The sequence below is a fragment of the Sedimentibacter sp. MB31-C6 genome, assembly GCF_035934735.1.
GTDB lineage: Bacteria > Bacillota > Clostridia > Tissierellales > Sedimentibacteraceae > Sedimentibacter.
Genome location: NZ_CP142396.1, coordinates 2385435 through 2397307, shown reverse-complemented (window position 1 = coordinate 2397307; position 11873 = coordinate 2385435). Strand labels below are relative to the sequence as shown.

General features: G+C 31.2%; 10 protein-coding genes and 1 riboswitch. Of the genes, 2 read left to right on the top strand and 8 right to left on the bottom strand.

The window, feature by feature from the left end; genetic code table 11:
* Nucleotides 1-27 precede the first annotated feature (27 nt).
* From U8307_RS11345 to ribD, 5 genes are read right to left on the bottom strand one after another with little or no spacing between them, the layout of a single operon-like run.
* On the bottom strand, nt 28-666 hold the full coding sequence (locus U8307_RS11345) for an HAD family hydrolase (RefSeq protein WP_326907963.1): 639 nt from the start codon (nt 664-666) through the stop codon (nt 28-30).
* A gap of 1 nt (nt 667) precedes the next feature.
* Nucleotides 668-1135, bottom strand: a complete 468-nt coding sequence (gene ribH / locus U8307_RS11340) for a 6,7-dimethyl-8-ribityllumazine synthase (protein ID WP_326907962.1) — start codon at nt 1133-1135, stop codon at nt 668-670.
* 20 nt (nt 1136-1155) lie between these two features.
* The gene (locus U8307_RS11335) at nt 1156-2355 is read right to left on the bottom strand and encodes a bifunctional 3,4-dihydroxy-2-butanone-4-phosphate synthase/GTP cyclohydrolase II (protein WP_326907960.1); all 1200 of its coding nucleotides are present in this window, start codon (nt 2353-2355) and stop codon (nt 1156-1158) included.
* A gap of 10 nt (nt 2356-2365) precedes the next feature.
* Nucleotides 2366-3013 (bottom strand): riboflavin synthase, encoded by a 648-nt coding sequence (locus U8307_RS11330; protein ID WP_326907959.1) that lies wholly within the window; start codon nt 3011-3013, stop codon nt 2366-2368.
* Nucleotides 2994-4100, bottom strand: coding sequence for a bifunctional diaminohydroxyphosphoribosylaminopyrimidine deaminase/5-amino-6-(5-phosphoribosylamino)uracil reductase RibD (gene ribD, locus U8307_RS11325; protein ID WP_326911594.1), 1107 nt, complete (start codon nt 4098-4100; stop codon nt 2994-2996). Before ribD ends, U8307_RS11330 begins: the two co-directional genes overlap by 20 nt.
* Nucleotides 4101-4252: 152 nt before the next feature.
* A riboswitch (FMN riboswitch) is annotated at nt 4253-4366 on the bottom strand.
* A gap of 345 nt (nt 4367-4711) precedes the next feature.
* Between ribD and U8307_RS11320 the strand changes: the two genes are divergently transcribed.
* The gene (locus U8307_RS11320) at nt 4712-5983 is read left to right on the top strand and encodes a transposase (protein ID WP_326907343.1); all 1272 of its coding nucleotides are present in this window, start codon (nt 4712-4714) and stop codon (nt 5981-5983) included.
* A gap of 118 nt (nt 5984-6101) precedes the next feature.
* The gene (locus U8307_RS11315) at nt 6102-7001 is read left to right on the top strand and encodes a DMT family transporter (protein ID WP_326907958.1); all 900 of its coding nucleotides are present in this window, start codon (nt 6102-6104) and stop codon (nt 6999-7001) included.
* 91 nt (nt 7002-7092) lie between these two features.
* Here the strand turns inward: U8307_RS11315 and U8307_RS11310 are convergent, their stop codons facing one another.
* From U8307_RS11310 to U8307_RS11300, 3 genes are all read right to left on the bottom strand, one after another.
* Nucleotides 7093-8139, bottom strand: a complete 1047-nt coding sequence (locus U8307_RS11310; protein ID WP_326907956.1) for a Wzz/FepE/Etk N-terminal domain-containing protein — start codon at nt 8137-8139, stop codon at nt 7093-7095.
* 126 nt (nt 8140-8265) lie between these two features.
* Nucleotides 8266-9537: a transposase gene (locus U8307_RS11305; protein WP_326907343.1), complete on the bottom strand. Its 1272-nt coding sequence runs from the start codon at nt 9535-9537 to the stop codon at nt 8266-8268.
* A 285-nt stretch (nt 9538-9822) separates the two neighbouring features.
* A complete protein-coding gene (locus tag U8307_RS11300; protein WP_326907955.1) occupies nt 9823-11652 on the bottom strand; it encodes a hypothetical protein in 1830 nt (609 codons plus the stop codon).
* Nucleotides 11653-11873: the final 221 nt, after the last annotated feature.

Sequence of the window (11873 nt, the reverse complement as noted above, 5' to 3'; positions counted from 1 at the left end):
TATTCCGTTATTAAAGAAATGCTCGGACTACAGCAATGCTAATATTTCCTTTACTTCAGATACAAGCATATCTGCAAATGCAAGCTCTTGCGAATTTCCATATCCATATATGCATCCAATCGCTTTAAGATTGTGCTTTAGTGCAATTTCCATATCCTGATAACGGTCTCCAATTACAATAAATTCACCATCATGGTCTTTCTTAATTTTATCAAAAATAATATACTTAGGTTTAAAGTCGAAATCTTCTGTACAATAAAAGGAAGAGAAATATTTCTCTAAATCAAAATACTTCATATGGGCATTCATATAACTTCGTTTACAGTTACTGAGAAAAACAAGACGGTAACCAGATTGTTTTAATTGTTGCAATACCTCTGTTGAGTGGGTGTAAAGCTGAGCCCTACCCTCATCTATAAGTTTCAACATTGTTTCTCCAATTATTTGACTACATTTTTCCTTATGATATTTCGACAAACTAGGCATAAAAATATCCCACATTTCTTTGCTACTGTAACCCAACCAGCGAGCTATTTCTAGCTCATTCCAACTTCGCTCTTTTGCAAGACCTAGTGAAGTTAAGTACTCATAAGCCCGCTCAAATGCTGGACGATATATTGTAATACTATTATGAATGGTACCGTCATAATCAAAAATCAAATTCATTTTACACCTGTATTTTGCGTATAAGATTGACCATTTCTATGGCACTTGCAGCACTATCATAGCCCTTATTCCCTACCTTTGAGCCAGCACGTTCAATTGCCTGCTCAATATTCTCTGTAGTAAGTACGCCAAACATAACCGGAATACCGCTATTAAGAGCTACATGAGCAATTCCCTTAGATACTTCACTACACACATAATCATAGTGAGTTGTACTTCCTCTTATTACTGCGCCAAGGCAAATCACAGCATCATACTTTCCACAAGATGCCATCTTAGAGGCAACGAGAGGAATTTCAAACGCACCAGGAACCCAAGCAATTTCAATGTCATCATCGTAAACTTCATGTCGTTTTAAACAATCCAAGGCACCACTCAGTAGCTTTGACGTGATAAATTCGTTAAAACGAGCAGCAACAATACCTACTTTAATATTCTTTGATACTAAATTACCTTCATAAATTTTCATTATAATTCTCTCCTTTATTATTAATAATTCAATATATGACCCATTTTTTTCTGCTTAGTTTTCAAATAAAACAAATCATGGTCATTTGCAGGCATTTGTATAGGAACTCTTTCAATAATTTCCATGCCGAATCCTGACAAACCATATACTTTATCCGGATTATTTGTGAGAAGTCGTAATGTTTTAACCCCCAAATCCCGAAGAATCTGAGCTCCTATATAATACTCTCTTAAATCTCCATCAAAACCGAGAGCAATATTTGCTTCCAATGTATCCATACCTTCATCTTGAAATTTATATGCTCGTAGTTTATTTACTAAACCGATTCCGCGACCTTCCTGTCGCATATATAGAAGTATTCCTCGGCCTTTCTTTTCAATCTGCTTCATAGCAGATGATAGCTGCTCTCCACAGTCACAACGTACAGAGCCGAAAGCATCACCAGTCAAACATTCAGAATGAACACGACACAACAGGTCTTTCCCATCACCCACATCACCTTTTACAAGAGCAACATGATGTTCACCATTAAGTTTATTTACATAACAATAAGCCTTAAAATTACCATACTTTGTAGGCATTTCGCTGATAGAAGTCAAATCTATCAGTCGTTCCTTTTTCTTGCGATATTCCTGCAATGCAGAAATTGTAATAAATTTAATGTCCCATTTTTTTGCAAGTTCAATGAGCTCCAACATACGCATCATCGCACCGTCCTCACGCATTATTTCACAACAAATTCCACATTCCTTCAATCCAGCTAGTTTCATCAAATCTACTGTAGCTTCTGTATGGCCGTTTCGCTCCAAAACTCCGTTTTTTTTCGAAAGAAGAGGAAACATATGTCCTGGTCGGCGAAAGTCTTCCGGTCTTGCATTTTCATCCACACACTTCATTGCAGTAACAGAACGTTCTGCTGCAGATATACCTGTGGTAGTGCTCACATGATCCACCGATACAGTAAATGCTGTTGCATGATTATCTGTATTTTCCGTCACCATCTGAGGAAAATGCAATTGCTTACATATTTCTTCACTCATTGGCATACAAACCAACCCTTTACCATAAGTTGCCATAAAATTAATTTTTTCCGTAGTAGCATATTCTGCAGCACAAATGAAATCTCCCTCATTTTCTCTGTTTTCATCATCTGTCACGAGAATAATTTCTCCTTTTCGAAGAGAATCTAAAGCCTCTTCAATAGTGTTATATTGAAACATTTTATTCCTCCTAATATCCAAATTTACCTAAAAATTCTTTTGTAATACCCTTTGACGGTGTATCAGCTGAAGATATCCCCAAAAATTTCTCTATATACTTTCCAACCAAGTCATTTTCCAAATTTACAAAACTTCCTACCTTTTTATTAGTAAGAATTGTAGCCTTTACCGTATGTGGAATTGCTGAAAAACTAAAATCTGACGATGTAACTGTGGCTACTGTTAAGCTTATGCCATCTACCGCAATAGAGCCCTTTTCAATTATATAACGTAAAATCTTCTCCTCAGCAGCAATTGTATACCAAATGGCATTGTCATCTCTTTTAATTGATATAATCCTACCCAGACCGTCAATATGCCCTGAAACCATATGACCACCAAAACGTCCCATTGCTGACATAGCTCGTTCCAAGTTAACAAATGACCCTGATTTTAAGCTTCCAAGAGAAGAACGATTTAATGTTTCATGCATTATATCTGCTGCGAAAGTTTTCGGTAAAAGATTTGAAACAGTTAGACATACACCATTTACTGCAACACTATCCCCTACACGAAGATTATCAAATATTATATCTCCTTGTATATTAAGAGCATATGAGTTAACACCTTTTTTCACTTCCTTTATCATTCCTACTTCTTCAATAATTCCAGTGAACATTTCTTGCCACCTCACTTTCTATTAAAATATCCTCACCTAAATTCGTGATAATACTATTTGTTAAGAAAAAAGCTTCATTAGGACTTTCAACTCCCATTCCTGCAACTGGTGTTTTGCTATTAATACCACCAAGAATTTTAGGTGCAATGTAAGCTTGAACCTTTTTTACAATCCCTGCTTGCAACGCAGACCAATTCAAAGTGCTACCACCCTCCAACAAAATACTGTCAATCTTTTTTTCACCTAACTTTTTCATCAACTCTCCTAAATCCAAGTGACCATCCTTTTGTGAAATATGCATGATACAACAACCTGCATCCTGATAAGGCTTATGTTTCTCTAAATCATCACAAGAAGTGGCAATTATAGTGGGAACATCTTTTGCTGTAGTTACTACTTTAAAATCCAATTGTGTACGCAAATGAGTATCGCAAATGATACGAATAGGATTTCTACCATTTTCAATGCGGCAAGTTAGAAGAGAATTGTCAGCCAATACAGTTCCTATGCCTGTCATTATAGCGCTGTAACGATGTCGGTCTTGATGTACTCTATGGCGTGCAATCTCTCCGGTAATCCACTTAGATTTTCCCGTATATGCAGCAGTTTTTCCATCCAATGTCATAGCATATTTCATCACCACAAAAGGATTTCCTGTTTGTATATAGTGGAAAAACACTTCATTCAATTTATCACATTCGGCTTTTAGCACGCCTTCAACTACTTTAACTCCCTTTTTGCAAAGCAACTCAATCCCCTTGCCGGCAACTAATGGATTTGGGTCCCCACTGCCAATTACTACTTTCTCTATTCCGCTTTTCAAAATCGCATCTGTACATGGAGGATTTTTCCCAATATGACAACAGGGCTCCAAAGTAACATAAAGAGTAGAACCTATCGGTGATTCTGAGCAACTTTCTATAGCATTTAATTCTGCATGGTGTCCCCCATATTTTTCATGATAACCCTGACCTATAATACGTCCATTCTTTACCAGTACAGCGCCAACCATAGGATTAGGGTTTACATAACCGTACCCTTTTTTTGCTAACTGCAAAGCTAAATGCATATATTTTGTATCTTCCATAAACACCTCCATAAAAAGAAAAATACCTTGAATTCAAAATTCAAGGCATTTTTAGTCAAATAATAATACAATACACCGTAAAATAAAAACTCTGAAATGATAATTCATTTCAGAGCGATAGTGCAACAAAACGCATATAATTGCGTATACTGATTTATCTTCTTTCATCCAGACTATACTGTCGGCTTCGGAGTTTCACCGAATCAACCTTACGGCTCGTGGGCTTTACCACCGGTAGGGAATCACACCCTGCCCTGAAGATTGTTATTCAATTAAAATAATAATATAATAAAATTCAATGATTGTCAATCGTTTAACAAAAATTAATCAATGAAAATAATTTTTGTTTATATCAACATTCACGATTCACAGTACCCAATGCGTCCCCTACATTTTTTTTAGTAAATATATTTTTTCTTTTAAGTTTCCCCATTTTTTCAAGACCATGATTAAAATAAAAGAATGAAAATAATATTAGTTATCCACAATTTAAGAAAAAAAATAAAATGTTAAACACAGATTTGTTGATTTTACAATAAAAAATGCAAAAATGCTCACCTATATGTTATAATTAATGTGCAACCAAAAACTAAACAAAGGAGCATTCTTGCATGATTAATTATAACAGATTAGCTTATGAATTAAAACGGGATATTTCAAATTTTTCAAATAAAATTTCTACTGGTTTAAAACGTCCTAAAATAAAGTTCTTAACACAGATGATTTACGGTTTACTCGAAGGAAATAAAACTCATTTAAGTGAAATTGCACGTTCTTTAAAAGAATCTATAACTCTTAAAAAAACTATTGAACGTTTGTCAAGAAATCTTCATGATTTTGATGATGGTGATCAGGTTATGGAAAATTATGTTGATATAGTTAAACAAAATATTAAAGATGATTATTCTGTGATTGTCGTTGATAATTCAGACATAGCAAAACCATGCAGTAAAAAGTTAGAAGCTTTAGCTGACGTACGTGACGGTAGTACCGGTAAAATAGTAAAGGGGTACCAAACAATCGAAGCTGCTGTATTAACTTCTAATAGAAAAATGCCTCTTCCCGTTTATGAAAAAGTATTTTCAGCAGAAGAAAAGGGATTTATCAGTGAAACTCATGAAAATATTAAATGTTTAAAGTCACTTAGCGAAAATTTTGGAAACAAATGCATAAGGACATTAGATAGAGGCTTTGATGCAAATGAATATTTTAGATATTTTATTAAGAATAAAGAACGTTTTGTAATACGTATAAAAATGAATCGTAATGTTATCTATAATGATAAAACTCAAAATGTTCTTGATGTAGTTAGTAAGTATAAAGGTAATTATTGTTTAAAATTCAAGGGAAAAAATAAAAAAAATATTGACTGTAAAATTAGTTATATCCCTGTTAGTTTATGCGAATTTCCAAAACAAGAATTAACCTTAATAGTAGTTTACGGTTTTGGACAGATTCCTATGATGTTACTTACAAATTTAAAATCATCTGAAAAGAAAAAGATATCGCTTATAGTAACTAAAGTGTATTTAACGAGATGGCGTATTGAAGAATATTTTAAGTTCAAAAAACAGCAGTTTGATTTTGAAGATATTAGAGTTTGGTCTTTAAAATCTATACGTAATTTTAATCTATTTGCAACTATTACTGTTGGGTACATTGGTATAATGACATCTGAAAAAGCTGATAGTATATTTTTTAAAGAACTTAAGGAATGTTCAAAGAGAATTTATGACATTCCTAAGTTTATTTACTATGCCATTGGCTATGCTATAGAAAGCATTTTAGTTAAAACTAAAGTTGGAATTCAAAGCTTTATACCTAAAAACATTAAATCACAACAATTTGATATCTTCAACTACTTTAAATTAGTGGCTTCATAAGTTTTTAAAAATTGAAAATGGGGAAACTTAAAATTTTTTCTACATTGCATTATTTTTACTAATTTAGTATAATAAACTTATTGGTGAAAGTATTGACATGCCCAGTATGGAGGATAAAATGATTCAATCACATTTAGGTGAAATTTATGCGCTTATAACAGCAGTTTTTTGGACAATTACTGCTGTTTGTTTTGAATTAGCAGGTAAAAAAATAGGTTCTTTATCTGTAAATTATATTAGATTAGTTATAGCATTCGTTTTTATAAGCTTGTTTACTACCTTTTCAAGAGGTATGTTTCTACCAGTAGATGCAACTATAGATACATGGATATGGTTAAGTATTTCAGGCCTTATAGGTTTTGTTGTAGGAGATTTATTCCTATTTCAAGCATATTTAGAAATTGGTTCTCGAATATCCATGCTTATTATGGCACTGGTTCCTCCAGTTACAGCATTGTTGGGTTTTATAACAATGAAAGAAATGATATCATTATCAGGGTTTTTAGGGATGTTGGTAACAATTATAGGTATTTTTGTTGTAGTGTTAGTGAAAAATCCCGAAAACAACAATTTTAAGTTCTCTAAATCAATCAAAGGACTAACATATGCTTTTATAGGTGCCCTTGGTCAATCATTTGGATTGATATTCAGTAAAATAGGCATGGGAGACTATGACCCTTTTGCAGCTACTCAAATACGTATATTATCCGGTATTATAGGCTTTACAATTGTATTCTTTTTCTGGAAAAAATGGGACAAGTTAAAAGAAGCAATCAAAACTAAGGATGTAATAAAGTATTTACTGATAGGGTCATTATTTGGTCCATTTTTAGGGGTATCTTTCAACCTTTTAGCTATTCAAAATACTACAACCGGTATATCTTCCACCATAACATCAATAGTTCCCGTACTAATTATTCCATTATCTATATTTATTTTAAAAGAGAAGGTATCGCCTAAAGAGATGATAGGTGCCATAATATCAGTTATAGGTGTTTCAATTCTTTTCATAATCTAAAACTATAAATTGTATTATAAATTAATATGGGATGAACCTTATAATGAAAGGCTCATCCCAATTTTGTTAGTTATTAAATACAATTTTCATATTATTGTTTTGATTCTTTAAACCAATATTCCTGAAACAAAGCAACCATAACAGCTAACATACCACCAAGAACTGCACCGATAACAGTATTTAAAGCATTACTCGGGCTTGTCTTTTGAGTAGGTGCTACAGGTGGTGATGGTAAATAAATATAATTTTCAACTAATCCAATAACACTTGATTCTAACCTCTCTGCTTCACCTGTCCTATAATATTTATTAATTGCTACCATTTCATCATCAAGCTCTTTTAAATATTTATTATACTTATTAATCGAATTTTCAATATTATTAATAGATTGCTTATTTCCAATAATATCATTTTCAATTTTTATATAATTAGGATTTACAGTATCAACAGGTACAACATAGTCGCTGCCACTGTTTAATTGAGTTTGAATTTCTATATTAGCTTGTCCAGTATTTATAAACTGTGATGTTTGAATCAATAGCTCTTCATTTCTTCTCAATGTTTCTTTTATTTTATCTAAAGAATTTTCTAAAGATTTTAACTCAACATTAAATAAACTTATATAATAATTAACAGCTCTTTCTTTAGTCATAGCATCCATAAAATTCAAATAATTGCTGTATAATGTTTGTGCTAATTCCAATGATTCCTCAGGATTATCTGCTGAAACAGTAACTTCATAAGTATTTATATTGCCTGTCTTCGTATCACTTTCTGAAACTGAAATTCTCTTTTGTAAACTTTCTATCCTTACTTCTTCTTGATTATATCCCATATCATTAATTGTGTTAATTAAAACATCATTACTTTTTATAAGATTTATGTATTGCTGATTTGTTGATATAGGCAAAGTATATGCGCCATATCTAGTATTATATTTTTCAGGCATACTTATAACTATACTTAACTTAGTATTAAAGACAGGTGTTAAAACAAACATGCTGAACATGCCGGCTATTATTGCAGCAACCAATGTCAAGCATATTATCATCTTTTTTCTCTTCCACAAAGCCATAATAACTTCTCTTAAGTCAATTTCGTCTTCATAGCATTGTACGTTATTTTGGTTTTCGATCATCTTTTGCCCCTTAACAATATATTAAATTTTTATTACGATTTTATTACAAAGAATATTATATCAAAAACAGAAAATTATATCAATATAATTTGTCTTTAAGTTTCCCCATTTTCAATTTTTAAAAACTTATGAAGCCACTAATTTAAAGTAGTTGAAGATATCAAATTGTTGTGATTTAATGTTTTTAGGTATAAAGCTTTGAATTCCAACTTTAGTTTTAACTAAAATACTTTCTATAGCATAGCCAATGGCATAGTAAATAAACTTAGGAATGTCATAAATTCTCTTTGAACATTCCTTAAGTTCTTTAAAAAATATACTATCAGCTTTTTCAGATGTCATTATACCAATGTACCCAACAGTAATAGTTGCAAATAGATTAAAATTACGTATAGATTTTAAAGACCAAACTCTAATATCTTCAAAATCAAACTGCTGTTTTTTGAACTTAAAATATTCTTCAATACGCCATCTCGTTAAATACACTTTAGTTACTATAAGCGATATCTTTTTCTTTTCAGATGATTTTAAATTTGTAAGTAACATCATAGGAATCTGTCCAAAACCGTAAACTACTATTAAGGTTAATTCTTGTTTTGGAAATTCGCATAAACTAACAGGGATATAACTAATTTTACAGTCAATATTTTTTTTATTTTTTCCCTTGAATTTTAAACAATAATTACCTTTATACTTACTAACTACATCAAGAACATTTTGAGTTTTATCATTATAGATAACATTACGATTCATTTTTATACGTATTACAAAACGTTCTTTATTCTTAATAAAATATCTAAAATATTCATTTGCATCAAAGCCTCTATCTAATGTCCTTATGCATTTGTTTCCAAAATTTTCGCTAAGTGACTTTAAACATTTAATATTTTCATGAGTTTCACTGATAAATCCCTTTTCTTCTGCTGAAAATACTTTTTCATAAACGGGAAGAGGCATTTTTCTATTAGAAGTTAATACAGCAGCTTCGATTGTTTGGTACCCCTTTACTATTTTACCGGTACTACCGTCACGTACGTCAGCTAAAGCTTCTAACTTTTTACTGCATGGTTTTGCTATGTCTGAATTATCAACGACAATTACAGAATAATCATCTTTAATATTTTGTTTAACTATATCAACATAATTTTCCATAACCTGATCACCATCATCAAAATCATGAAGATTTCTTGACAAACGTTCAATAGTTTTTTTAAGAGTTATAGATTCTTTTAAAGAACGTGCAATTTCACTTAAATGAGTTTTATTTCCTTCGAGTAAACCGTAAATCATCTGTGTTAAGAACTTTATTTTAGGACGTTTTAAACCAGTAGAAATTTTATTTGAAAAATTTGAAATATCCCGTTTTAATTCATAAGCTAATCTGTTATAATTAATCATGCAAGAATGCTCCTTTGTTTAGTTTTTGGTTGCACATTAATTATAACATATAGGTGAGCATTTTTGCATTTTTTATTGTAAAATCAACAAATCTGTGTTTAACATTTTATTTTTTTTTTTAAATTGTGGATAACTAATATTATTTTCATTCTTTTATTTTAATCATGGTCTTGAAAAAATGGGGAAACTTAAAAATTTGTCATAATTTGTAGGGTATGTATTTAATTCATATCACGGATCGCATTCAATGCGACCCTACAGTTTTTGTTTTAAGCAATAGCTTATTTATTTTATAATAACGCTATACAGACCATCAATAGAAGGTGAAAAATACAACTCATATCCTCCTATTGAATAATATAACGAATCGAATTCCCCTTCTATTAAACCATCATCACCTAATACATCTATAATGTCTTGCTTATTTGGAAACATTTCTAAGCCGAATATTTTAGCTCCTTGAAGAAATGCTAAAGCCGATACTTTGTTTTCATCTTCAGAAAACGGAGCTCTAAAAAATGCAATATCGTCATAGGCAAAGTATTCTCCACCATCTAAAAACCCTGTCTCTTTTGGTTCACCATACTCACTAATTACTTCATCAATAGTCATTTCAAAATATTTATCTAGTCTTTTTAAATCCTTTGTTATAATGGATTCGTGTCTATCGGCATTATAAGGAACAGAGTTAACCTTGCTATCATCGTTACTAAGTACATTTAATTCATAAGCTGTCCATTTTTGATCCTTCATTATATACACCGTTTCAACTGTTGCAACTGTATCACTGTTAGATGCAGGTCCAACAACATATGTACTGTGCTTTAAGCCATATTGATTTAAAGATTCGACATATACAGCTTCTAAAACGTCACCATTAAAATAACCATAGTCCCTCTCTAACATAATGCCATTTTCACCATAACATCCTATTTCTATATACATATCTCTACGTTCTTTGTCGAATTCTACCATAAATGACTTCTCTAATTCATCAGAAAACACTTCTGCCTTAAACCCATCCATGAACATAAAATCTGTACTATAATTAAAACCTTCTAAGAGATTAACTTTATTGTTATCCTTAAAGCTATAGCCATAGTGAACTTGCATACCACTTGAACCTCCACTATGAATACTACCCAAAATATCTAATATACCATCGTTGTTTATATCAGTAAGACTAACTCCACTTACATAACCTGTAAATATATCTGATAATGAAATAACATCTATTATTTCTCCATTAGTACTATTCTGAATGAATAATTCTATTATTTCTGAGTAATTCCCTTGACCTCCATCTGCCATTAATATTATATTTTCATCTATCCCATCTCCATTTACATCGCATTTTTCCATGGAAATCAAATTCAATCTTTCGTTAGTTAAACCAAAAACATATCCATGGAATAACGATGGATTGCCACTATCCATACCTCTATTAGCTGCTAATATAGCATTATCCTTATCACCTAATCTTAGGTAAGTCTCTGTTAAACTTTCCAACGCTTGAGGTTCATTTATTTTATCAACATCAATACTATTAAGCCATACTTTAGCTTGTTCAATATCTCCCATGTTCATAGCGCTATTAATAGCAAATATAGTTGCCCTTTTACTATTAATTACATCCATTTTATCTTTATAAATATCCATTATTTTTTCATTCTGCTGGTTATTATTGTAAATATCAAGCAATGCTTCGTAAGCTCTACGATTAGTTTTATTATTTTCAAGTATTTCCAATAATATTTTTTCACCGTTTTCATAATCTACATCATCTATATAGAAATCAGCAAGAGCAAATTGTAATGATAATTTATCTTCTACCATTTCTATTCCATCTTCCAAAACTTGTCTTTCAAGCTCCCTTTCATCAAGAATTCTATAAATTTTAACAAGTTCAAGATATGTGTTAGAATCATTAGGCTCTTTCTCTAATATTTCATTATAGAGCTTTATAGCTTCATCATATTCTTCTTCATCAACTAAAGCAGATGCCTTTGTGGCTTTTTCTTCCAAGCTTGTACATCCGACTAAATTGATTGCTAGTATAAATAATAACAATAAAAAAGAAATTCGTGATATAAAGATATTAGATTTTTTTTGCATAAAATTCCTCCGTTATGATTTAATATATTATAATTACACTTTTCAACGAATTGTAACATAATAACATAAATTAATGCCAAAGTAAACAAAAATTGTATTTTTTGGTTGCTAAAAATTACAATATTATAGCTCGACATTAGCCGAGCCTTTTACAAGATTTAGATATATAATAATTAACTAAAAAACACACAAATATAATTTCATCATATTTGTGTGTTTAA

Excerpts from the sequence above, each read along its gene's own strand:
- U8307_RS11345 (WP_326907963.1), bottom strand. The coding sequence starts at position 666 with ATGAATTTGATTTTTGATTATGACGGTACCATTCATAATAGTATTACA.
- ribH (WP_326907962.1), bottom strand. The coding sequence starts at position 1,135 with ATGAAAATTTATGAAGGTAATTTAGTATCAAAGAATATTAAAGTAGGT.
- U8307_RS11335 (WP_326907960.1), bottom strand. The coding sequence starts at position 2,355 with ATGTTTCAATATAACACTATTGAAGAGGCTTTAGATTCTCTTCGAAAA.
- U8307_RS11330 (WP_326907959.1), bottom strand. The coding sequence starts at position 3,013 with ATGTTCACTGGAATTATTGAAGAAGTAGGAATGATAAAGGAAGTGAAA.
- ribD (WP_326911594.1), bottom strand. The coding sequence starts at position 4,100 with ATGGAAGATACAAAATATATGCATTTAGCTTTGCAGTTAGCAAAAAAA.
- U8307_RS11320 (WP_326907343.1), top strand. The coding sequence starts at position 4,712 with ATGATTAATTATAACAGATTAGCTTATGAATTAAAACGGGATATTTCA.
- U8307_RS11315 (WP_326907958.1), top strand. The coding sequence starts at position 6,102 with ATGATTCAATCACATTTAGGTGAAATTTATGCGCTTATAACAGCAGTT.
- U8307_RS11310 (WP_326907956.1), bottom strand. The coding sequence starts at position 8,139 with ATGATCGAAAACCAAAATAACGTACAATGCTATGAAGACGAAATTGAC.
- U8307_RS11305 (WP_326907343.1), bottom strand. The coding sequence starts at position 9,537 with ATGATTAATTATAACAGATTAGCTTATGAATTAAAACGGGATATTTCA.
- U8307_RS11300 (WP_326907955.1), bottom strand. The coding sequence starts at position 11,652 with ATGCAAAAAAAATCTAATATCTTTATATCACGAATTTCTTTTTTATTG.